The sequence below is a fragment of the Stenotrophomonas sp. YJH_SMC_133 genome, assembly GCF_059370655.1.
This window is the reverse complement of sequence record NZ_JCAFTW010000004.1, coordinates 249,778-271,946: the sequence shown is the minus strand read 5'-3', so window position 1 is coordinate 271,946 and position 22,169 is coordinate 249,778. Positions and strand designations below refer to the sequence as shown.

General features: G+C 68.8%; 17 protein-coding genes. 10 read left to right on the top strand and 7 right to left on the bottom strand.

The window, feature by feature from the left end; genetic code table 11:
- Positions 1 to 35: 35 nt before the first annotated feature.
- A complete protein-coding gene (locus AC5P78_RS07790) occupies positions 36 to 239 on the bottom strand; it encodes a YdcH family protein (protein ID WP_005407501.1) in 204 nt (67 codons plus the stop codon).
- Positions 240 to 329: 90 nt separating this feature from the next.
- Between AC5P78_RS07790 and ttcA the strand changes: the two genes are divergently transcribed.
- From ttcA to AC5P78_RS07775, 3 genes are read left to right on the top strand one after another with little or no spacing between them, the layout of a single operon-like run.
- Positions 330 to 1,250 carry a tRNA 2-thiocytidine(32) synthetase TtcA gene (ttcA, locus tag AC5P78_RS07785; RefSeq protein WP_171956739.1) on the top strand — a complete coding sequence of 307 codons (921 nt, stop codon included), beginning with the start codon at positions 330 to 332 and terminating at the stop codon, positions 1,248 to 1,250.
- Between the two features lie 36 nt (positions 1,251 to 1,286).
- Positions 1,287 to 2,192: a recombination-associated protein RdgC gene (locus tag AC5P78_RS07780; protein WP_005411825.1), complete on the top strand. Its 906-nt coding sequence runs from the start codon at positions 1,287 to 1,289 to the stop codon at positions 2,190 to 2,192.
- Between the two features lie 59 nt (positions 2,193 to 2,251).
- Positions 2,252 to 3,031 (top strand): M48 family metallopeptidase, encoded by a 780-nt coding sequence (locus tag AC5P78_RS07775; RefSeq protein WP_049419278.1) that lies wholly within the window; start codon positions 2,252 to 2,254, stop codon positions 3,029 to 3,031.
- 325 nt (positions 3,032 to 3,356) lie between these two features.
- Here the strand turns inward: AC5P78_RS07775 and AC5P78_RS07770 are convergent, their stop codons facing one another.
- Positions 3,357 to 4,223: a methylglyoxal synthase gene (locus AC5P78_RS07770; protein ID WP_012478694.1), complete on the bottom strand. Its 867-nt coding sequence runs from the start codon at positions 4,221 to 4,223 to the stop codon at positions 3,357 to 3,359.
- Positions 4,224 to 4,390: 167 nt separating this feature from the next.
- Between AC5P78_RS07770 and AC5P78_RS07765 the strand changes: the two genes are divergently transcribed.
- Positions 4,391 to 6,799, top strand: coding sequence for an ATP-binding protein (locus AC5P78_RS07765; RefSeq protein ID WP_044571112.1), 2,409 nt, complete (start codon positions 4,391 to 4,393; stop codon positions 6,797 to 6,799).
- Here the strand turns inward: AC5P78_RS07765 and AC5P78_RS07760 are convergent.
- The 3 genes from AC5P78_RS07760 to AC5P78_RS07750 form a co-directional block, all read right to left on the bottom strand.
- The gene (locus AC5P78_RS07760) at positions 6,785 to 8,230 is read right to left on the bottom strand and encodes an FAD-dependent oxidoreductase (RefSeq protein WP_012478696.1); all 1,446 of its coding nucleotides are present in this window, start codon (positions 8,228 to 8,230) and stop codon (positions 6,785 to 6,787) included. The genes AC5P78_RS07765 and AC5P78_RS07760 overlap by 15 nt on opposite strands.
- A gap of 84 nt (positions 8,231 to 8,314) precedes the next feature.
- The gene (gene gltB / locus AC5P78_RS07755; RefSeq protein WP_111193566.1) at positions 8,315 to 12,769 is read right to left on the bottom strand and encodes a glutamate synthase large subunit; all 4,455 of its coding nucleotides are present in this window, start codon (positions 12,767 to 12,769) and stop codon (positions 8,315 to 8,317) included.
- Between the two features lie 174 nt (positions 12,770 to 12,943).
- On the bottom strand, positions 12,944 to 13,333 hold the full coding sequence (locus tag AC5P78_RS07750) for an I78 family peptidase inhibitor (protein WP_005407509.1): 390 nt from the start codon (positions 13,331 to 13,333) through the stop codon (positions 12,944 to 12,946).
- 111 nt (positions 13,334 to 13,444) lie between these two features.
- Between AC5P78_RS07750 and AC5P78_RS07745 the strand changes: the two genes are divergently transcribed.
- Positions 13,445 to 14,500 (top strand): DNA topoisomerase IB, encoded by a 1,056-nt coding sequence (locus tag AC5P78_RS07745; protein ID WP_005407510.1) that lies wholly within the window; start codon positions 13,445 to 13,447, stop codon positions 14,498 to 14,500.
- Here AC5P78_RS07745 and AC5P78_RS07740 read toward each other — a convergent pair.
- The gene (locus AC5P78_RS07740; RefSeq protein ID WP_005407511.1) at positions 14,478 to 14,786 is read right to left on the bottom strand and encodes a putative periplasmic lipoprotein; all 309 of its coding nucleotides are present in this window, start codon (positions 14,784 to 14,786) and stop codon (positions 14,478 to 14,480) included. The genes AC5P78_RS07745 and AC5P78_RS07740 overlap by 23 nt on opposite strands.
- 215 nt (positions 14,787 to 15,001) lie before the next feature.
- On the opposite strand from AC5P78_RS07740, the gene AC5P78_RS07735 reads away from it, so the two are divergent.
- The 3 genes from AC5P78_RS07735 to AC5P78_RS07725 all read left to right on the top strand — a co-directional run bounded on the left by AC5P78_RS07735 (position 15,002) and on the right by AC5P78_RS07725 (position 18,475).
- The gene (locus AC5P78_RS07735; protein WP_005411829.1) at positions 15,002 to 16,120 is read left to right on the top strand and encodes an SDR family oxidoreductase; all 1,119 of its coding nucleotides are present in this window, start codon (positions 15,002 to 15,004) and stop codon (positions 16,118 to 16,120) included.
- A 123-nt stretch (positions 16,121 to 16,243) separates the two neighbouring features.
- A complete protein-coding gene (locus AC5P78_RS07730; RefSeq protein ID WP_060380427.1) occupies positions 16,244 to 17,659 on the top strand; it encodes an XVIPCD domain-containing protein in 1,416 nt (471 codons plus the stop codon).
- A 174-nt stretch (positions 17,660 to 17,833) separates the two neighbouring features.
- The gene (locus AC5P78_RS07725; RefSeq protein ID WP_231110288.1) at positions 17,834 to 18,475 is read left to right on the top strand and encodes a hypothetical protein; all 642 of its coding nucleotides are present in this window, start codon (positions 17,834 to 17,836) and stop codon (positions 18,473 to 18,475) included.
- Here the strand turns inward: AC5P78_RS07725 and AC5P78_RS07720 are convergent.
- Complete coding sequence (locus tag AC5P78_RS07720; RefSeq protein WP_049395484.1) at positions 18,434 to 19,531, bottom strand: serine hydrolase domain-containing protein; 1,098 nt, start codon at positions 19,529 to 19,531, stop codon at positions 18,434 to 18,436. The two genes, AC5P78_RS07725 and AC5P78_RS07720, sit on opposite strands and share 42 nt — an antisense overlap.
- Positions 19,532 to 19,722: 191 nt before the next feature.
- Between AC5P78_RS07720 and AC5P78_RS07715 the strand changes: the two genes are divergently transcribed.
- Together AC5P78_RS07715 and AC5P78_RS07710 are read left to right on the top strand one after the other, a co-directional pair.
- Complete coding sequence (locus AC5P78_RS07715; RefSeq protein ID WP_019661969.1) at positions 19,723 to 20,109, top strand: BlaI/MecI/CopY family transcriptional regulator; 387 nt, start codon at positions 19,723 to 19,725, stop codon at positions 20,107 to 20,109.
- Between the two features lie 3 nt (positions 20,110 to 20,112).
- Complete coding sequence (locus AC5P78_RS07710; RefSeq protein ID WP_012478703.1) at positions 20,113 to 22,110, top strand: M56 family metallopeptidase; 1,998 nt, start codon at positions 20,113 to 20,115, stop codon at positions 22,108 to 22,110.
- The last annotated feature ends 59 nt before the right edge of the window (positions 22,111 to 22,169 follow it).

Sequence of the window (22,169 nt, the reverse complement as noted above, 5' to 3'; positions counted from 1 at the left end):
GTGCCAACCAGGGTTGGCACCCACCAGGACGGTCCTTAGGCCGGTTCGTCGGGAATCTGCAGGCTTTCCAGCCTGGCAATGCAGTCCTTCAACTGCAGCTTGCGCCGCTTCAGGCGCTTGGCTTCCAGCTCGTCCTCGCCGTTGGCGGCCATGCGGGTGATCTGTTCATCCAGCAGGCGGTGCTCGGCGCGCAGGGCGGCGAGGCGTTCGACAATCTCGGCGGGGTCGTAGGTATCCACGGCTTCGAGGATACACAGCGATGATGACCGCCGGGAGAGGGGAATCCCGACCCCCGGCCGTGGCCGCTCCGAGCCGTTAGAATGGAGCCCATGAGTGCCGTGATTTCCCTCCCTGATCCCCAGCCACGCGCCGCCCGCGATCCGCGCGTGGCCGAGCGCGAGCAGCACAAGCTGGCCAAGCGCCTGCGCCGCCAGGTCGGCGAGGCGATTGCCGACTTCGGCATGATCGAGGCCGGCGACAAGGTGATGGTCTGCCTGTCCGGCGGCAAGGACAGCTACACCCTGCTGGACGTGCTGCTGCAGCTGCAGAAGAAGGCGCCGGTGCCGTTCGAGCTGGTGGCGGTGAACCTGGACCAGAAGCAGCCGGACTTCCCCGAGCACGTGCTGCCGGAGTACCTGGCCGGGCTGGGCGTGCCGTACCACATCATCGAGCAGGACACCTATTCGGTGGTCAGCCGGGTCATCCCGGAAGGCAAGACCATGTGTTCGCTGTGCTCGCGCCTGCGTCGTGGCGCGCTGTACAACTACGCCGAGACCCACGGCTTCACCAAGATCGCGCTGGGCCACCACCGCGACGACATGGTGGCCACGTTCTTCATGAACCTGTTCCACCACGCCAAGCTGTCGGGCATGCCGCCGAAGCTGCGCAGCGATGACGGCAAGCATGTGGTGATCCGGCCGCTGGCCTACGTGCGCGAGAGCGACATCGTCGACTACGCGCAGGCACGCCAGTTCCCGATCATTCCCTGCAACCTGTGCGGCAGCCAGGAGAACCTGCAGCGCCGCCAGGTCGGCCTGATGCTGAAGCAGTGGGAGAAGGACCACCCGGGCCGCATCGAGCAGATCGCGCGCGCCATGGGCGAAGTCCGGCCCTCGCAGCTGGCCGACACCACCCTGTTCGACTTCATGGCGCTGGGCCGTCGCGACGACGCGCCGCTGCCCGACGCCCATGCCTGGCTGGCCGGTTCCCCGGCCGACGCCGACGCAGATCCCGAGACGCCCACCGTTTAAGGTCGGTCGCCCTTCCTCTTTGCCATCCGGAATTCCATGTTCTTTCGCAACCTGACGTTCTTCCGTTTCCCGACCACCACCGATTTTTCCGAAGTCGACACGCTGCTGCCGCACGCCCTGCTGAAGCCGGTCGGCGCACTGGAAATGAATTCGCGCGGCTTCATCTCGCCGTTCGGCCGCGAGGAGAAGGAACTGCTCTCCCACCGCATCGCCGAACACCTGTGGCTGACCGTGGGCGGCGAGGACAAGATCCTGCCGGCGGCGGTGGTCAACGACCTGCTCGAGCGCAAGCTGGAGGAGATCGAGGAGAAGGAAGGCCGCCGCCCGGGTGGCCGCGAACGCAAGCGGATGAAGGACGACCTGCTGCATGAACTGCTGCCGCGCGCCTTCGTGAAGTCCTCGCGCAACGACGCCTTCATCGACCTGCAGCACGGCTACGTCGCGGTGGATACCTCCAGCCGCAAGACCGGCGAGTACTTCATGTCCGACATCCGCGGCCTGCTCGGCAGCTTCCCGGCGATGCCGCTGAACGCCGAAGTCGCGCCGCGTTCGATCCTGACCGGCTGGATCGCCGGCGAGCCGCTGCCGACCGGGCTGAGCCTGGGCGAAGAGTGCGAGATGAAGGACCCGGTGGAAGGCGGCGCGGTGGTCAAGTGCCAGCACCAGGAACTGCGCTGCGATGAGATCGACAAGCACCTGGATGCCGGCAAGCAGGTGACCAAGCTGGCGCTGATCTTCGAGGACAACCTGTCCTTCGTCATCGGCGACGACCTGATCGTGCGCAAGCTGAAGTTCCTCGACGGTGCCCTGGACCAGCTGGAGCATGCCGACGAAGACGGCCGCCGCGCCGAGTTCGACGCCCGCTTCGCCCTGCAGAGCGCCGAGATCCGCCGTCTGTTCCTGTTGCTGGAAGAAGCCTTCAAGCTCAGCAAGGCTGACTGAACAGGCAGCCCGACGGCCGCCGGTCATCCGGCGGCCCGAAGCGGCGCTATGCTGGGCGCATGAGCCGTCTGCTGCGCCGCCTGATCAGCCCGACCCCGCCCGCCACCGTACAGCGCGACACCGTTCGCCTGCGCCTGGAGGATGCCGAGATCGAGGTACTGCGCGTGCGCGATCCGCGTGCGCGCCGCATCAAGCTGAGCGTGGACGAACGCGGCGCGCGCCTGACCCTGCCGCCGCGCGCAAGCCTGGTGATGGGCGAACGCTTCCTGGAACAGCACCGCGACTGGCTGGCACTGCAGCTGCGCCAGTACCAGGGCCAGCGCCTGCCGGCACCGCTGCAGCCGGGCGAAGACGGCGTGCTGCCCCTGCGCGGCGAACTGTTGCCGCTGCGCTGGCAGGAAGGCCGCTACGCGCGCCTGGAGATCGACGCGCATGGTGCCTGCGTGCAGTGGCCGACACGTGGTGGTGACGCCACCCTGCGTCGCCTGCTGCGCGAGTTCTACGAAGCACAGACCCGCGCCGACGTCGGCCGCTGGCTGCCGAAGTACCTGCCCACACTGCCGCGCGCACCCAGCCGCCTGCGATTGAAGGTGATGTCCTCGCAATGGGGCTCGCTCGCCCCCGATGGCAGCATGGCACTGGACCTGGCGCTGGTACTGGGCCGGCCTGAGGCGTTCGAGTACGTGCTGGTGCACGAGCTCTGCCACCTGATCCAGCCCAACCACTCGCCCGCGTTCTGGCACGAAGTGGAACAACGTTTCCCCGCGTGGCGCGAGCAGCGCGACTACTTCCAGCTGGAAGGCCGCAGGCTGAAGGCGATGCTTCGCCAGCTGCTGTAGAGCCGAGCCGATGCTCGGCTGACGCGCGTGGCGCAGATATCCAGCCCTCGCGATCAACAGCAGCCGAGCATGGCTCGGCTCTACAAAAGCGCGCGCAGCGCGCGACCCGCTCCTGCTCTTCCTTCTTTCTTCCGTGATGGGCACACAGGAAACTGTCCGTGGCCGGGCGGGGTGGGTTGCGCAGGGGCGTGAGCCGCATGGATGCGGCGACCGAGCTTACAAGGACGTACTTGCAGCGACCCCTGCGCAATCCACCCCGCCCGGCCTAGCACGGCTTCTGATTTGAACGACCCACCACGAGGGGCTCAGCCGTTGGCTGAAACCCTCACCCCGCCCGCAACGCCGCCGCCGCCGCCCAGCGCGCCGCCACCCGCGGCGCCGTAATGCACACCGCCTGGTCGGTCACCGTCGTCACCGCGCGCTCCAGCAGCTGGATATCCGCCTCATGCTGGCGCGCTACGTGCGGATCCTCGAAGAAGATCGCGCGCTGGCAGCGCCCTTCCAGTACCCGGTCGGCAATCTGCGCATCGCCGCCCATCGGGCCGCTCTGGTAGCGCGTCACCCAGGGCGTATCGCTGGGCCAGCCACGGCTCCACGCCAGCTCGTTCAAGCGCTGGCCGGTGGTTCCGGTTGCCACCCGCTCACCGAACCGCGCCAGCACATCGAAGTGCTCATCGGCGAAGGCCAGCATCGCCGGCTTCATCGCGTCGTGCGCGATCAGCGCCAGCGTCTGTCCTTCGAACGCATGCAGGTCGTCGGCGCCAGCATCGGCAGCCAGTCCGGCATGGATGCGTTCCACCTCGATCCAGTCGCGCGCGGTGGCCACGGTGGAAATGAAAGGCTTGCCGTGGATCACGCACTGCCGCTTCAGCGCCGTGGCTTCCGGAAACACCGAGGATGGATCGACCGGATCGATCAGGTAGACCGCGCCATCCAGTGTCCGATCCGGCCCCATGCCAACCACCTCGGCCACCAGCTTCATCAAGCCACCCTCGCGACCATAGGGGTAGCGATGCAGGCCCGCGTATCCGGTCAGGAAGCCCTGACGCTGTATCGCGTCATGGGTGCGGCCGACTGCGTGCAGCGACACGCCCAGCTCGCGCAGGCCGGGTTCGCTGACGCGCAGCCAGCGGAACAGGGCGGCGCGCGCGTCGTGGTGATGGAGACGGTTGGCAGCCAGGCCGATGCGCATCGAATGCTCCGCAGATACGGGTGAAAGCGGCAGTGTATGTCGCCATTCACCTATCTTGGTGTTTTTACAACTTTCTTCATTGCGCTTCGTCCACGCGCCGCTAGCGTAAGAGGCAGCGGTACCGCTGCGCGGCCGTTCATTCCGCCCGCCAGAAGAGGATGCCCATCGTGAACGCCGCTGGCCTGCGTGCCGCCACCGCGGTCGTGGCCGGCCTGCTGTTGCCTGCCCTGGCCGCCGCTGCGGATTGCAGGACGCCGCTGCGCATTGCCTGGCCCGCCGACCGCGCGCCGTTGTCCTCCAGCGAGCAGGGCCAGCCGCGCGGGCTCAGCGCGCAGTACCTGAAGCTGCTGGGCGCGCAGCGACCACTGCAGATGCAGCCATTGCCAACCGCCGCCATCGCCGAGGGAACGGTGCCGCCCGACGTCCAGGCGCTGCTGGGCTGGTCGCGCTCGCAGTTGCCGACGGGGTGGGTGGCCAGTGCGCCCTACGTGCAGCTGCCACAGGTCATTGTGCGGCGCCGGGATGCATCGCCGGTGCTGGGCCTGGAGGCGTTGCGCGGAGGCACCGTGGCCAGTCCCGACCCGCTGTCGCTGGTCGGGGCGCTGACGGAACAGGCGTCTGGCGTGCAGCTGTTGCCCCCCGCCCCCATCGACGACGCCCTGTCACTGCTGGGCACGGGCCTGGTCGATGCCGTGGTCGCCAATCTTGGAGAGGTCGAGGCCGCGTTGCGCCACTATCAGGGCGAGCCGCTGGTAATCGCTGCGCCCGCCGGAATCGACGACGCGCCGGTGCTGGCCACCGTGCCCGCCTGCGCCGACGTCATCCCGGTGTTCGAGCGGGCCGTGTCGCAGCTGACCGCGAACGAACGCGAGGCGATCCGCACGGCCTGGCTGCCGAACCAGCCGCGACACCCGCCCTCTGCGTCCCCCCTGCGCTGGCTGGTGCCGGCCTCGCTGACCCTGCTGGCGCTCATGCTGGTGTACGCCTTCGGCTACTGGCGCGTGCATCGCGAGAGCGAGCGTCGCCGCGTGGCTGCGCAACGCCTGCAGGAGGTGACCTCGAACCTGCCAGCGGTGGTCTATCAGGTGCGTCGCTCTGCCACCGGCCACTACAGCTTTCCCCAGATCGCAGGCGACGTGCAGGCGTTGTTCGGAATCAGCGTGGAAACCGCCCTGATCGATCATCAGCGCCTGCTGGCAGCGGTTCATCCCGACGATCGCTCGCGGCTGATGGACACCGTCGACGCCGCTGCCCTGGCGCGGGGCCCGATCGATGTCACCTTCCGCACGCGCTCGCCACAAGGCTGGCGCTGGGTCCACTCGCATGGACGGCCGCTGTCCCTGGACAGCGGCGACGTCGAGTGGAGTGGCTACTGGATCGACGTAAGCGGAGTGCAGGCGCGCACCCATGCGCTGGCCGAGGCGCGCCGTGCGGCCGAGCAGGCAGCGCTGGCCAAGGCCCACTTCCTGGCGACCATGAGCCACGAGATCCGCACGCCGATGAGCACCCTGCTGGGCATGCTCGAGCGGTTGGAGGGCAGCGATCTGGATCATCGCCAGCAACAGGTGCTGGTGACCGTGGGTGATGCTGCCCAGATGCTGCGGCAGATCCTGGACGACGTGCTGCACAGCCAACGGCTGCAGGCACTGCCGCCGCAGCTGCGACCCACGAGCGTGGCGGCACTGGTGCGCGCGGTGCAGCAGTTGCTGATGCCGGTGGCGGCCAGCCGGGGCCTGCATCTGCGTATCCAACTTGATCCGGAATTGCAGGCCGGATCGCTGGCCGACGGCCTGCGCCTGCGCCAGATCCTGTTCAACCTTGCCGGCAACGCGCTCAAGTTCACCGAGCATGGCGGCGTGGATCTGCAGGTGCAGGTGCTGCAGCAGCACGATCGCGGCCAACGTCTTCGCCTGCAGGTCAGTGACAGCGGGGTGGGCATCAGCCCGGAACGGCAACAGGCGGTGTTCGCTGCCTACACCCAGGCCGAGGCATCGACAACGCGCCGTTTCGGCGGCAGCGGCCTGGGCCTGGCGATCTGCCGTGAACTGGCTGCATCGATGGAAGCAGAACTGTGCCTGCGCAGCGCGCCAGGCAAGGGCACCACCGTGTGGCTGGAACTGGATCTGGACGCCTGTGAGTTGCCTGCCGAGGCATTGCCGCTTCCGGCAGAGGCGGCGCGGCCACTGTCGTCGGCCCGGGTGCTAGTAGCTGAAGATCACCCCACCAACCTGCACCTGCTGGAGCAGCGCCTGCATGATCTGGGTCTGCAGGTGCACGCCTGCACCGATGGTCGCCAGGCCTTCGAGGCCTGGCAGGCGCGGGCGTTCGACCTGGTCATCACCGACTGCCACATGCCGCACATGGATGGCTTTGCCTTGGCACGGGCCATCCGCGCCGACGCCTGCGCGGTTCGCGCGCAGGTCCCGATCATCGCGCTCACGGCCAGCGCGCTGGGTCGCACCCGCGAGGCCTGCCGCGAAGCGGGCATCGATCATTTCCTGGCCAAGCCGGTGGCGGCGCAGGAACTGCGGGGCTTGCTGGCCGTGCTGCTGGCGCCGGAATCAATGCGCCAGTAGGCGGATGATGCTGGCGGCGGCGTCGCGGCCTTCGGCCACGGCGGTCACCACCAGGTCGGCGCCACGCACTGCGTCACCGCCGGCGAACAGGCGCGGGTGCGCGGTCTGGAATGGCAGGCGGTCCTTGCCGCCAGCCACGATGCGGCCGTTGGACCGGCCTTCCACGCCGTGCTCGGCCAGCCACGCCGGCACGGTTGGCGAGAAGCCGAAGGCGATGATCACCACGTCGGCCTCCAGCAGCGATTCGCTGCCTTCGATCGGCACCGCATTCTGGCGGCCATTGGCATCGGGCTCACCCAGCCGGGTTTCGACCACGGTCACGCCGATCACCTCATCGTCGGCGCCGGCTTCGATCGACAGCGGCTGGCGGTTGAACAGGAAGCGCACGCCTTCCTCGCGCGCATTGGCCACTTCGCGCGCGCTGCCGGGCATGTTGGCTTCGTCGCGGCGGTAGGCACAGGTGACCTTGGCCGCGCCCAGCCGCACCGCGCTGCGCACGCAGTCCATGCCGGTATCACCGCCGCCCAGCACCACCACGCGCTTGCCGTTGAGGTCGGGCAGGGCGATGCTGTCTTCCCAGCCGGCAATCGGCCGGCCCTTCGGATCATCGCCGCCGACGATGCGGCTGTTCTGCACCAGGAACGGCAGTGCCGGCAGCACGCCCTTCAGGTCCTGGCCGTCGAGGCCACCGTCGGTATAGCGGTAGGCGCCGGTACCGACGAACACCGCATCGTGGCTGTCCAGCAGCTGCTGCACGCTGAGGTCACGGCCGATCTCCACACCGAGGCGGAACTGCACGCCCATGCCCTCGAGCACTTCGCGGCGGCGGTGGATCACATCCTTGTCCAGCTTGAAGCTGGGAATGCCGAACTGCAGCAGGCCGCCGATCTGCTCATAGCGGTCGTAGACCACGGCGGCAATGCCGGCGCGCGCCAGACGGTCGGCACAGGCCAGCCCGGCCGGGCCGGCGCCGATCACAGCCACGCTGCGGCCGGTCGGCTGCACCGCGCCCAGGTCCGGGCGCCAGCCCGTGGCCAGCGCGGTATCAACGATGTACTTCTCGACCGCGCCGATGGTGACCGCACCGAACTCTTCCAGCGTGCAGCTGCCCTCGCACAGCCGGTCCTGCGGGCAGACCCGGCCGCACACTTCCGGCAGCGGGTTGGTGCTGTGGCACAGCGTGGCCGCTTCGTGGATGCGGTTTTCCTGCACCAGCTGCAGCCACTGTGGAATGGCGTTGTGCACCGGGCACTTCCAGCTGCAGTAGGGGTTGCCGCAGTCCAGGCAGCGACCGGCCTGGTACTGGGCATCTTCCTTACCGAACTTGCCGTACAACTCACCCCAGTCGCCGGACGTGCGCAGTTCCACCGGAATGCGCTGCGGCATGGTGCGGGGCAGGTCGAGGAACTGGAAGGCGTGCTTGCGGCTCATGGCGGGCTCTGTGGTGTTTTGCGGTCGCCGGCCAGCGGCCGGCACTACGTGGTCCTGGGTTGCCGGCAGCGGCCGGCACTACCGTTACGCGGCGCGTCGCAGGGTTTCGGTCAGCGACTCGATGCTGGCGGCCTTCGGTTTGACCAGCCAGAACTTGCCGATGTAATCGCGGAACTCGTCCAGGATCTGCTGCGCCCAGATGCTGCCGGTCAGCTCGCGGTGGCGGCCGATCAGGCGGTGCAGGTGCTGGCGGTAGTTCTCGAAGCCCTCGGCGGAGACGCGATGGATGTCGATCAGCTCGTGGTTGTAGCGGTCGACGAAATCGCGGTCGACGTCCAGCACGTAGGCCAGGCCACCGGTGAAGCCGGCACCGAAGTTCAGGCCGACCTTGCCCAGTACCAGCACCACGCCATCGGTCATGTACTCGCAGCAGTGGTCACCGGCACCTTCCACCACCGCCAGCGCGCCGGAATTGCGTACCGCGAAACGCTCGCCGGCGCGGCCAGCGGCGAACAGCTCGCCACCGGTGGCGCCGTACAGGCAGGTGTTGCCGATGATCGCGGTGCTGCGCGCTTCAAAGCGCGCGCCACGCGGCGGGCGCACCACCAGGCGGCCGCCGGCCATGCCCTTGCCGACGTAGTCGTTGGCTTCACCCTCCACTTCCAGGTGCAGGCCACCGACATTGAAGGCACCAAAGCTCTGCCCGGCGCTGCCACGGAAGCGCAGTTCCAGCGGTGCCTCGGCCATGCCCTGGTTGCCGTGCGCGCGCGCCACCGCACCGGCCAGGCGCGTGCCGATGCTGCGGTCGGTGTTGTGGATCAGGAAGCGATGCTCGCCACCGCGCTTGTGTTCGATGGCCGGCGCCAGCAGGCCATCCATCTGCGTGGCCAGGCCGTCCGGCGATTCGTACAGGCGCTGGGCGGCGCAGTGGCTGCCTTCGTAGCGGGCATCGGCCAGCAGGCGCGACAGGTCCACGCGCACGCCGTCACGCGGCGCGGCCTCGATCTGCCGCAGCAGGTCGGTACGGCCGACGATCTCTTCCAGCGAACGTGCACCCAGGTACGCCAGCCAGCCGCGCACTTCCTCGGCCAGCAGGCGGAAGAAGTTCTCCACGCGCTCGGGCTGGCCGGTGAAGTGGTTCTCGCGCAGGCGCTCGTCCTGGGTGGCCACGCCGGTGGCGCAGTTGTTGAGGTGGCAGATACGCAGGTACTTGCAGCCCAGCACGATCATCGGCGCGGTACCGAAGCCGAAGCTGTCCGCGCCCAGCAGCGCGGCCTTGACCACGTCCAGGCCGGTCTTCAGGCCACCATCGGTCTGCAGCAGGGTGCGCCCGCGCAGGTCGTTGGCCAGCAGCGCCTGGTGCGCTTCGGCCACGCCCAGTTCCCACGGCACGCCGGCATAGCGGATCGAGCTGACCGGCGAAGCACCGGTCCCGCCGTCGTGGCCGGAGATGGTGATCAGGTCGGCACCGGCCTTGACCACGCCGGCGGCGATCGTACCCACGCCGGCATGGCTGACCAGCTTCACCGACACCAGCGCGGTCGGGTTGACCTGCTTGAGGTCGTAGATCAGCTGCGCCAGGTCTTCGATCGAATAGATGTCGTGGTGCGGCGGCGGCGAGATCAGGCCGATCCCGGGCCGGGCATAGCGCAGGCGCGCGATCAGTTCGTTCACCTTGTGGCCCGGCAGCTGGCCGCCCTCGCCGGGTTTGGCGCCCTGCGCGACCTTGATCTGCAGCACTTCGGCGTTGACCAGGTATTCGGCGGTGACGCCGAAGCGGCCCGAGGCGACCTGCTTGATCTTGCTGCGCTTTGCGGTGCCATAGCGGGCGGGATCCTCACCGCCTTCGCCGGAATTGCTGCGGCCGCCGAGGCGGTTCATGGCAATGGCCAATGCTTCATGTGCTTCCGGCGACAGTGCGCCCAGGCTGATCGCCGCGGTATCGAAGCGCGGGAACAGGGTACTGGCCGGAGCCACCTCGTCCAGCGCTACCGGCGTGGCCGCCGGCACCAGTTCCAGCAGGTCGCGCAGCGCCGACGGCGGCCGTGCATGCACGGCATCGCAGTACTGCTGCCACGCACGCGGGTCACCGCTGCGCGCCGCGCGCTGCAGGGTGGTGACCACGTCCGGGTTGTACATGTGGTACTCGCCGCCGTGCACGTACTTCAGCAGGCCGCCTACGTCCACGTCCTGCTGCGCGTCCCAGGCCTGCGCGCACAGCTCGCGTGCGTCGGCATCCAGGCGCGCGAAGCCAGCGCCACCGATGCGCGAGGCCGTATCCGGGAAGCACAGGTCCACCACTTCCGGTTCCAGGCCGATGATCTCGAACAGCTGCGCGCCGCGGTAGCTGGCCACGGTGCAGATGCCCATCTTCGAGATGATCTTCGACAGGCCCTTGTAGACGCCCTTGCGGTAGCGGCGGCCGATCTGCGACTGCTCACCGCCCTTGCTGAGCTTGAGGATGCCGCGACGGCCGAGGTCGAACAGGGTCTGATAGGCCAGGTACGGGTACACCGCGGTGGCACCGAAGCCGAGCAGGCAGGCCATGTGGTGCGGATCGCGCGCAGTGCCGGTCTCGACGATCAGGTTGACGTCGCAGCGCAGGCCCAGCCGCGACAGGTGGTGGTGGATGGCGCTGGTGGCGAGCAGGGCATGCACCATCGGGCGTCCGGCCACCGGGTAGCGGTCGGACAGCAGCAGCATCACCATGCCATCGCGCGCGGCCTGTTCGGCCTCGGCACAGATGCGCTCGATGCCGGCGCGCAGGCCCTCGTCTTCGCTGTAGGACAGATCGAGCAGGCGGTTGGCCTGCACGTACTGCTCCATCTTCAGCAGCTGGCGCAGCTTGCGCTGGCTCAGCACCGGCGAATTGAGGATGACGTGGTTCACCGTCTCCGGGCCAGCATGGAAGATGTTGGTCTCCTTGCCGAGCTGGGTGGACAGGGACATCGCGCAGTCTTCGCGCAGCGGATCGATCGGCGGGTTGGTGACCTGCGCGAAGGCCTGGCGGAAATAGTCGTACAGCGGGCGGCTGCGCTGGCTCAGCACCGCCATCGGCGTGTCATCGCCCATCGAGCCAGTGGCTTCCTGCTCGGTCTCGGCCAGCGGACGCAGCACCTGCTCCACTTCCTCGCTGCTGAGCTGGTAGAGCTTGTGGTAGCTGCGCAGGGTGCCTTCGTCGAAGGGTTCCTCCACCAGCGACGGGTCGATCAGTTCGGTCTGCAGGTAGGTCACGCCCTGCTGCAGCCACTGCTTGTACGGCGCACGGCCACGGTTGATGCGGTCGACCGCGTCGGAGTCGAGCAGGTCGCCGCGCTTGAGGTCGATCGCGATCATCTCGCCGGGGCCGAGCTTGCCCTTGCGCACCACGCGCTCGGTCGGCACTTCCCAGACGCCGGCCTCGGAGGCGACCAGGAAGTGGCGGTCGGCGGTCAGCATCCAGCGCGCCGGGCGCAGGCCGTTGCGGTCCAGCGTACACACCGCATAGCGGCTGTCGCAGGCGACGATGCCGGCCGGGCCATCCCACGGCTCGCTGTTCAGGCCGTGGAACTCGTAGAACGCGGCCAGGTCCGGGTCCTTGAACTCCAGCGACTGGGTGGCGGGCGGCACCAGGATGCGCAGCGCCTGGATCAGCTCCATGCCACCGGCGACCATCAGCTCCAGCATGTTGTCCAGGCTCTGCGAATCCGAACCGTGCATGGAGATGACCGGGTCGAATTCACCAATATCGAAGCGCGGCGTCTTCCACACCTTGCTGCGCGCCTGCGCCCAGCGACGATTGCCCTCGATGGTGTTGATCTCGCCGTTGTGGGCGAGCATGCGGAACGGGTGGGCGAGCGGCCAGCGCGGCAGCGTGTTGGTCGAGAAGCGCTGGTGGAACACGATCGCGCTGGAGGCCAGCTCGCGGCGCTGCAGGTCCGGGAAGAAGCGGCTGAGCTTGTCCGGCAGCACCATGCCCTTGTAGCTGATCGCATCCGGGGTGAGGGTGGTGACGTAGAAGTCGGCGTGTTCGCGCAGCTGCTGTTCGCTGCGGCGACGGGCCAGGAACAGCGCCAGTGCGAAGCCGGCATCATCCTGGCCAACCCCGGCATCGACGAACACCTGCTCGATGCGCGGCAGCGTGTCGCGCGCCAGTTGGCCGCAGACGCTGTCGTCGGTCGGTACCTCGCGCCAGCCAGCGACCTTGCAGCCCACCGCTTCCACCTGCGCCTGCAGCTGCGCGCGGCAGGCCTGCGCAGCGTCGGCGTCATGCGGCAGGAATACCAGGCCGGCGGCGAAACGCGCGGCGGTGGTGATGCCGGCTTCGCTGGCCAGCAGTTTCAGGAACGCATCGGGGCGGCGCAGCAGCAGGCCGCAGCCATCACCGGTCAGGCCATCGGCGGCGACACCGCCACGGTGGGTCATGCGCGAAAGCGCGGCGATGGCGGTATCAACCAACAGGCGCGATGGTTGATCGTCGAGCTGGGCGACCATGCCAAATCCACAGGCATCGCGCTCGGAGCGCGGGTCGTAAAGCCCTTGGCGGTTGCGGGGGGCCATCTCTACCTCGATGCGTATAGGGTTGGCGGCGACACTCGTCCCCGCTCATTCCCTGGAGCGCATCGTGAGGCCACCGGATGCCTCGACTAGATCACAGGTTGCTGCAACGCCGCAATACACGGTTGCAGGTGCAACGGAACGCGCCGGCAACCCAGTGCCGGCGCGGGGCGGGACTCAGCCGCAACGCACGCCGCTGACGGCGCCCTTGTCGTCCACTTCGATGTTCAGGCGGTCGCCGAGGAACTCCATCGTGGCCACATCATTGGGCTTGAGCACGCGCACCTGGCTGGCACCTGCATCTTCCTGTGCCTGCTTGCCGAGGGCATCGGTGTAGGCCTGGCCGACCAGGCTCTGTACCTGGCTGGCATCGCAGGTGCCGACCGGCGGAGCCTCGGTGGCCTTGCCGGCGTCGTCGGCCGGCGCCTTGGCTGCTTCGGCGGCCTGCTGGGCGTGGGCGGTGGCCGAATCCTGTTCATCCAGCGCCGGTGCCTGGCAGGCGGTCAGGGCCAGCACGGCCGGCAGCAACAGGGCGGAGAGCGAACGGGCGCGAATCGGGAACGACATCATGACTCCGGAAGGGGTTGTGAAGACCCGAGCATAGCGGCGAACCGGCCCTCACGTGTTTGTCTTGTGTTATCGACAGGATCGCGGCATGGCGACGGCGACACTGGAGACATGCCAACTCCCTCCACCCCCGAACGACAGGCAGCGCGCGCGGCCGGCCTGCGCTATGTCGACGACACCCAGCCGGGCATCAGCCGGCGCCGCGCCGGCAAGGGCTTCAGCTACCGCGATGCTGATGGCCACGCGATACGCGACGCCACCACCCTGCAACGCATCCGCGCACTGGCGATCCCACCGGCCTACACCGCGGTGTGGATCTGCGCCCATGCCAACGGCCACCTGCAGGCCACCGGTCGTGATGCGCGCGGTCGCAAGCAGTACCGTTACCACCCCGATTGGGCCAGGGAGCGCGATGCCGGCAAGTTCGATCGCATCATCGCCTTTGGCGAGGCATTGCCTACTCTGCGGCGGCGGCTGTCGCGGGATCTCAAGCGCCCCGGTTTCCCGAAGGAGAAGGTGCTGGCCATGGTGGTCGCACTGTTGGCGGACACGCTGGTGCGGGTCGGCAATGAGACCTATGCGCAGCAGAACCGTTCGTTCGGACTGACCACACTGCGAAACCGGCATCTGGAGCTGCTGCGCGGTGGCCGCGTGCGCATGCGCTTCCGCGGCAAGTCCGGGCAGCTGCAGGAGGTCACCGTGGGCGACCGCAGGCTGGGGCTGCTGGTGCGGCGCCTGCAGCAGCTGCCGGGGCAGGCCCTGTTCCAGTACCGCGATGACGACGGTGCGCTGCAGCCGGTCGACTCCGGCGCGGTGAACGACTACCTGCGCGAGGTGATGGGCGAGGACTTCACTGCCAAGGATTTCCGCACCTGGGGCGGGACGGTTGCGGCGGTGCAGGCGTTTGCCGCCACCGAACTGCCGGAACCGGCCAGCCAGCGCGCACTGGCGCAGGCGCAGCGCGCGGTGGTGTGCGAAGTGGCGTCGCTGTTGGGCAATACCCCGGCGGTGTGCCGCAAGGCCTATATCGACCCCTGCGTGTTCGCCGGCTGGGAGCGCGGCGAACTGGCCACGCTGGCCGGCCTGCGTGGGCCGCGCCAGTGGGAACAGGCGACCCTGCGCGTGCTGCGCAGGGCGCGCCGGCTCAGCCGCAGTAGATCGCGGTGATGTTGTTGGTGCGGCCCTTTTCGATGGTCAGGCGGTCGCCGCCTTCGCTGGCCGGCGGCACCCGCGGGCCGTCGTGGCGCAGTACCCGTACGTGCAGGCTGTCGCTGTCCACCCGTGCGCGTGCGACGGTGGCGTCCGACGCGGCCAGGCCAAGTGCGCCGCGCACCCTGTCGCTGTGGCACTGGCCGGAAATCACACCGTCGATCGGCTGTACCTGGGCCACCGGTGTGCTGCTGCAGGCGGCGAGGGCAAAGCAGACGGCGGCGGTGGCGATGGCGTGTTTCATGGAGGCGTTCCTTGTGTGATTGCGTGCAGGGTGCGACGGCGCACGTGGTGGCGGAATGAATGCCGTGCACATCATGGACACGGCGCGCTCACTGCCGCCAACAGCAGGGGTGGAGACACTGCAGGAGCGGCGGATGCCGCCCCCGGTACTGCGGCGCATGCGCCCGGTAGTGCCGGCCGCTGGCCGGCAATCCCATTCCCCCCGAGGAGACCTGCATGGCCACCACCAGGAAAACCCCCGCCCGCCGCAAAGCCTCACCCAAGGTGCGCAAAGGCAGCACTGCAACCAGGACCATCGCCGACCCCGATCGCCCGCGCGTGGTGAAGACTGCAACCCGCAAGGCCGCCGCCAGCGATCCCCGCGCCGCCCGCGTTGCGGCACGGCAGCGGCGCCTGCAGGACCAGGAGAAGGCCAAGGACGCCCGCGCGGCCAAGAAGGCAACCAAGAAGGCAACAAAGAAGACCGCGACCCAGGCCGGAGCACGACGCCAGCCGGAGGCGATGCCGGCGCAGCAGCTGGCCAAGCCCGGGCACGAACACGAACTGGAGCTGGCGCCGCGTTTCCTTGCACCCGACTACACCGGCAGCGGCAAACTGCAGGGCATGCGTGCGATCGTCACCGGTGGCGATTCCGGCATCGGCCGCGCGGTGGCGGTGCTGTTCGCACGCGAAGGTGCCGACGTGGCCGTGCTGCACCTGGACGAGGCCGAGGACGCGGACATCACCCGCCAGCACGTGGAGCGCGAAGGCGGTCGCTGCGTGGTGATCGCCGGTGACGTGCGCGATCCGCGCTTCTGCGACAAAGCGGTGAAGCAGGTGGCCAAGGCGTTCGGCGGCATCGATATCCTGGTCAACAACGCCGCGTTCCAGCTGCACTGCGAGCGGCTGGAAGACCTGGAAGACGCGCACCTGCAGGAGACCCTGCAGACCAACATCGGCGGGTACATCCAGATGGCGCGCGCGGTGCTGCCGCATCTGGGCGAGGGCGCCAGCATCATCAACACCGGTTCGGAAACGGGAATCTTCGGCAGCAAGGCGCTGATCGATTACTCGGCGACCAAGGGTGCGATCCACGCGTTCACCAAATCGCTGGCCAGCCAGCTGCTGCCGCGCGGCATCCGGGTCAACTGCGTGGCGCCGGGGCCGGTATGGACGCCGCTCAACCCGGCCGACAAGCCGGCGCAGGACGTGGCGGAATTTGGCAAGGACAGCGACATGGGCCGGCCTGCACAGCCCGAGGAACTGTCGCCGGCCTACGTGTTCCTGGCCTCGCCGGCCTGTGCCAGTTACATCAGCGGGGTGATCCTGCCGGTGATGGGCGGGCCACGCGGGTGAACAGCACTACGGCGTGGCGTCTGCTGAACGGGGCTTCGCGCAGGTGTGTGGCGTGTGTCAACGGCTGCGCCGGTGCGGTGGGGTAGGCTGGACTCCCATACCGATCACGTTCAGGGAAAGATCATGCCGGAGATGGATATCAGCGCAGCGGCCGATGAAGTCGTCGCCCTGTTGCGGCAGAACGATGCCCGTGGCGCGGCCGCCCGCCTGGAGGCCCTGCACAACGGCCAGCGTGCGGTGGTGCAGGAATCGCTGGATCGCTACATCGCGGCGCGGGGCGCCACCGAGCTTGAGGCGCTGCGACGGAGCGGTGGCGTATCCGCCACCGACGCGGCCACGGTCAAGCCGATGCTGGATCGCCTGAGCGACGCGACGCGCCCACCGCGCATGCCCGACGCCGCGGAGACTGCGGGCCTGAGCCAGGCCCAGCAGTACGACGTGTATGGCAGTATCGTGGCCCAGCGCGGCAACGCCGCGGCGAACGATGCGATGGCCACGCAGGATCGCGTGGTGCTGGGGCTGCGCGACGAGAACCGCACCACCGAGGCGCGAGGACGTGGTGTCTACGACGACCGCATCGTGGTGCTGTGGAAGGATGCGCAGGGCCACGGCCATGTGCGCGAGTTCAACCAGGCCACGACAGAACCGACCGCCCAGTACGACGGACACGCCAAGACCACGCCACGCAGCCCTGGCTTCGGCAACGTGGCGCCGCGTACCAAGACCGAGGGCGAGGACGTCAATGGCGACCGGGTCAAGGATCTTGGACGGTTGGGCGAAGGCACCACCGAGATGCGCGCGACCACGCATCCGCGCAACGGCCATCCCGATGAGTTCGCGTTGCGCCCTTCGCAGGCGGCGATCACCGCCGGCGCTGGACGGGTGGAGCGCGACAGCAATGGCGATGGCTGGTTCGATGCGCGCGATACCCAGGGCGTGCAGCACCTCAACGACACCTTCAAGATCCATCGTGGCAGCCGGTCCAATACCGATTCGGCGGGCTGCCAGACCATCGGCGGCGGTGAGTACGACGACTTCGTGGCGACGGTACGCGGCACCCCCGGGCAGAACCGCTGGCAGTATGTGCTGACCTCGGTTGCGCCGGGCCAGGCGCGCGGGCTGGGACAGGACACGCCGCTCGCGGCCAATGACGATCCCCGGCAGCCGCAGCATCGCGACCATGCCCTGCAGCAGCAGATCAGCACGCACCTGCAGGCCTTGGGCGGGCGCTACGCCGAGCATGCCGATGACTACAGTCTGGTCTTGCTGCGCGAAGCGAAGGCCGCAGGCATCACCCGGGTCGACCAGATCGTGGCCAGCAATCCCAGTGGCGGCCGCGCTGCGGGTGAGACACTGTTCCTGGTGCAGGGCAATCCGGGCGATCCGGCGGCCGTGCGCGCAGGCGTCAACGCAGCCGAGGTGCGCGAGACTGCGGTGGAAACCAGCCTGCGCCAGCTGCAGCAGCAAGCGCGCGAACAGGGTGCACCCGTGCCCGCGCCGGCACAGCAGCACGAAGCACCCGCGATGGGAGGACGTTGAAGGATGGTCCGTCTACCCTTGATGTCCGGTTTGCCGTGGGTGTTGCTGCTGGCGTGCAGCGCATGCGCACCCGCCGGGGAGCACACCGTGCCGGTCGCACCTGCTGCGAAGCCTGAGGCGAAACCGGAGACCTTGCCTGCGCAGGCAGGACCCACTGAACGCGGATTGCCTGCATTGCCGGAAGCTTCCGGCAGCGCCCATTCCGGCGGCCGCTACGCTGCGCTGCCCGAACCGGCCAGGCGGGTGCTGGCGCAGTTGAAGTGCAACGTGGAGAGTGCCGGCAATGCGCAGGTGCTTTCCATTCCCGCGCAGGGTGGCCAGCAGGATTTCATGGTCACCGATCGCAGCGGACCGCGTTTCCGCTACTGGATGCGCTCGTTCTCCAGCAATGGCGGTACCACCGGGTATCTCGTGCAGCTGCAGGACTGCCCAGCAACCACCACGGGCATGCGCGCCTACATCGCACAGGGAGCCGCACCGCTGCAGGATGTCACCGCGTCGTTGCTGGCGCAGGCCGAGCTGCCTGATACGGCGACGATGACGGCTTACCAGGACAGGGGCGCGGGCGATCTGTTCGCCTTCATCGGGCAGCTGGACAAGGTGCCGGTGGTGCGCTGGGTGGCCGAAGCCGACCCCGAGCAGCCATTGGCCGACGCTGCGCGCAGCTTCGACCATGGCAATGCCATCCACGGCGGTTTCCTGCGCTGGAACCAGGATCACTTCGAAGTGGCCAGGACCGTGCCGGCCGGGCTATGGCCCTGCGATGACAGCCCGTTACTGCCGTGCAGGGGCGACCCGTTCGTGACTGGGCGTTGAGGCATCGCGCGCATAGAAATCGGCAATGCGTGGAATGAACTGCTGCGGATTGGCACCGACAAGATTGGTCAGCACCACCACCGCCACGCCGCGCTCGGGATAGACCACGAACGCCGAGCGCGCACCGCCGATACCGGCCACCTGAAGGTCGGGCGATGCGCGCAGTACCGGCCAGCCCCCCGCCCACGGGCCGGCACGGCCATCCGCCAGGCGCTCCGCGCTCCACATCCGCCGCAGGGCGGTCTCCGGCAGCAGGCGGCCTTCGGTCAGCGCGACCAGCCAGCGCGCGGTGTCGTCGGCGGTGGTGAGGATGCCGCCACCGGCCCACAGCGAAGGCGGTATGTCGTAGAACCAGTGCGACAGGCGGGACGGTGCATCCGCAGCGTCGGTGGCACGCGGGGCCAGGCTGTACATCGTCGCCGCATCGGGAATCAGGTCGTAGCTGTCGCCGAAGGTGGTGCGGGCCATGCGCGCGCTGCTGAACTGGCCGGTGGCGAGGAAACGTTCGTAGGGCATGCCGGATTGCTTCGCGATGATTCGTGCCAGCAGTACGTAGTTGGTCTGGTTGTAGGCGAAGCGCTGCCCGGGTTCGGCTTCGAGCGGCTGCGCAGTGACGGCCGCCCACGCCTGCGCTTCTGAGCCACCGCCCAGCAGTCCCTTCGCATCAAGGATGTCGGGAAGGCCGGAGGTATGCGCCAGCAGCTGGTGTATGCGTACGTCTCTCCACGCTGGCGGAAGGTCATCCAGGTAGCGCGAGGCCGGTGCGTCCAGATCCAGCTGCCCCTGCTGGGCCAGCTGCGCGGTGGCCACGCCGGTGAACGCCTTGGTGGCCGAATTGAGCGGGAAACGGGTGTCGCGCGAGGCAAGCACACCGTTCTCCACGTTGGCCAGCCCGTAGGCCTCGGACAACACCGTCTGCCCGTCCTTGACCACCGCGATCTGCAATCCCGGGATGCGCTGCTCCAGCATGATCTGGCGGATCAGGCGGCGGGTCTGGTCGTTGGCCTGGTCCTGGCTGGCAGAGACAGCGGCGAAGGGCAGTGCACTGATGAGCATGAGCAGGACTCGGAGCATTGGGCGGGACATGCGGAATTCCAGCGGGGCGTTGCGGATCGGATGCAGCGGGCGGGTCAAAGGTTTAAGCGCTCGGTGGTGCCTACCGTTCGTCGGCCCATGACTTCCGGGGGGTTGACTACAGCTGTCGTCAAGCTGACAGTGACGACACGTGTAGTCAAGGGAGTGGTGTCATGCGTGGCAAGACCATCGGGGACCAGGAACTGGCCCTGCTGCAGTACATCGATGAACATGCGCCGGCCAGCGTCGGCGAGGTTGCCAGTGGCTACGGCGAGGCCCGCGGCCTGGCCCGTTCCACCGTGCTGACGATGATGGAGCGGCTGCGGGCGAAGGGGTATCTTCAGCGCCGGCAGCAGGACGGCGTCTACCGCTACCAGGCCACCCGTGGCCCGCAGAGCGTGCTGCAGGGTGCCGTGGCCCAGTTCGTCGACAACACCCTGCAGGGCTCGGTGTCGCCGTTCGTGGCCTACCTGTCGCAGCGCCAGCAGGTCAGCGACAACGAACTGGCCGAGCTGGAAGCGCTGGTCGCCCAACTCCAATCGCGTCGCCACGAGGGCTGAGCCATGGACACCACGATGCTGATTCCGATGCTGGAACGGTTGGGCTGGACCAGCCTGCAGACCGTGCTGCTGGTGGCGCTGGTGTACGGCCTGTGCCGCGCGCTGCCGTCGCTGTCGGCGGCGACCCGCTGCCGTCTGTGGTGGCTGGTCTCGCTGCAGGCCGTGCTCGGCCTGTTCTGGAGCCAGCCGTTGCAGTTGGCCTGGCTGCCGGCGCCGCAGGCGGTGGCGATGACCGCGACCGACGTGGCCGCTGACATCGTCTACCCGCTGGCCCCGGAGGCCTCGGCGCAGCTGCTGGCCGCGATGCCGCTGCCCGCGGCCGAAGTACCGGCAGTTGCGTGGTGGGCGGTCGCACTGGCCGCGCTGTGGCTGTCCGGCGTGCTGATGATGGCGCTGCGCACCTTCGGTGAGTGGCGCCGCTGCCGCGCACTGCTGGCTGCGGCGTATCCCTGCGAGGACGAGGCGCTGGTGCAGGCCCTGCAGCTGGCCTCCGATGCCCACGGCGTGCGCCGTGCGCCGCGACTGTGGATGAGCATGCAGGTGGACGCACCGCAGCTGGTCGGGCCGTTCCGCCCGGTGCTGCTGCTGCCGGCCGGCGACAACGTCCTGCAGGGCGATGCGCTGGACCTGGCACTGACCCACGAACTGCAGCACCTGCAGCGCCGTGACCTGCAATGGGGCCTGCTGCCCGCGCTGGCCCAGCACCTGTTCTTCTTCCACCCGCTGCTGCGCCTGTCGGTGCGCGAATACGCGCAGGCCCGCGAGGAAGCCGTGGATGCGGCGGTGGTCGGCCAACATGGCGCCAGCCGCCAGGCCTATGGCCGCCTGTTGCTGCAGCTGGGCGTGGCCCCGCAGCCGCATCTGGGCGTGGCCAGCGCCGCACCGAGCACCACCAGCCTCAAGCGTCGCCTGCTTTCGCTGCAGTCGCACCGGTCCTGCCCGCGTCTGCTGGCGGTGGCGCTGACCGCTGTGGTGGTGGTGGTGGGCGTGGCGCCGATGCGGCTGGTCGCAGCGCCGGTGCCGCCGGCCCCGCCCGCACCTCCGGCCGCCCCGACGGCCGTGGTGCCGCCCCCGCCGAAGGCTCCGGAAGCCCCGCCCGCACCAGCCTCGGCCGCGCGCGTTCCGGCCGAGCCGGTGGCTCCCGCACCGCCCGCAGAACCGGCCGATATGGAAGAACCCTCCGGTCCCGACGATGCCGATGTGGCCGATGTGGCCGATGTCGACGATGCCGCTGGCATGGATGAGGACCATGACGGCACGACCACCACCTCCTCCATCACGACCTACGGTCGCCTCGATCTGGGCAAGTCGCCCCGGGAGGCCTTCGTGCTGGTCGATGGTGATTCGACCTTCGCCAACGGCGGCATGGACGACGTGATGGTGGCCCGCAGGCAGCTCGGCAAGGGCCCGGCGCTGTGGTTCCGCCAGGGCGACAAGCGCTATGTGGTGCGCGACCCGATGTTGATCCAGTCGCTGCAGCGCGCCTATGCCGGTGCGGCGGACCTTGGTCGCCAGCAGAGCGAACTGGGCCGCCAGCAGAGTGCGCTGGGCCGCCAGCAGGGCGACCTGGGCAAGCAGATGGGTGAGATGGGGCGTCTGCAGGGTGAAGAGGCGCGCCGCCTGGCACTGGCCGCAGCGGAGGCCGCGCGCAGTGCGATGGCCGCGCATGACATCAACCGCGAAGCGGCGGCCGAAGCGGCGAAGGCGGCGCGGGGCGCGACCAACGACGCGGCGGTTGCACGTGAGGCCGCACGTGAGGCTGCCGCCGAGGCGCGTCGTGCGATGCAGGAAGTGGACAACGAAACCGCGCGTGCCAGCCGCACCCGCGCCATGCAGCGCCTGGCCAGCCAGCAGTCTGAACTGGCCAGCCGCCAAACGACGCTGGGCAGCCAACAGGCCGCGTTGGGCGAGCGCCAGGCACGCGTGCATGCGCAGGCATCGCAGCAGGCGCAGCAGGTGATCGCGCGCGCACTGGCCAGTGGCAAGGCCGAGCGACTCTGATCGGTAGTGCCGGCCGCTGGCCGGCAATGGGGGGGGCCGGCCAGCGCCGGCACTACCCT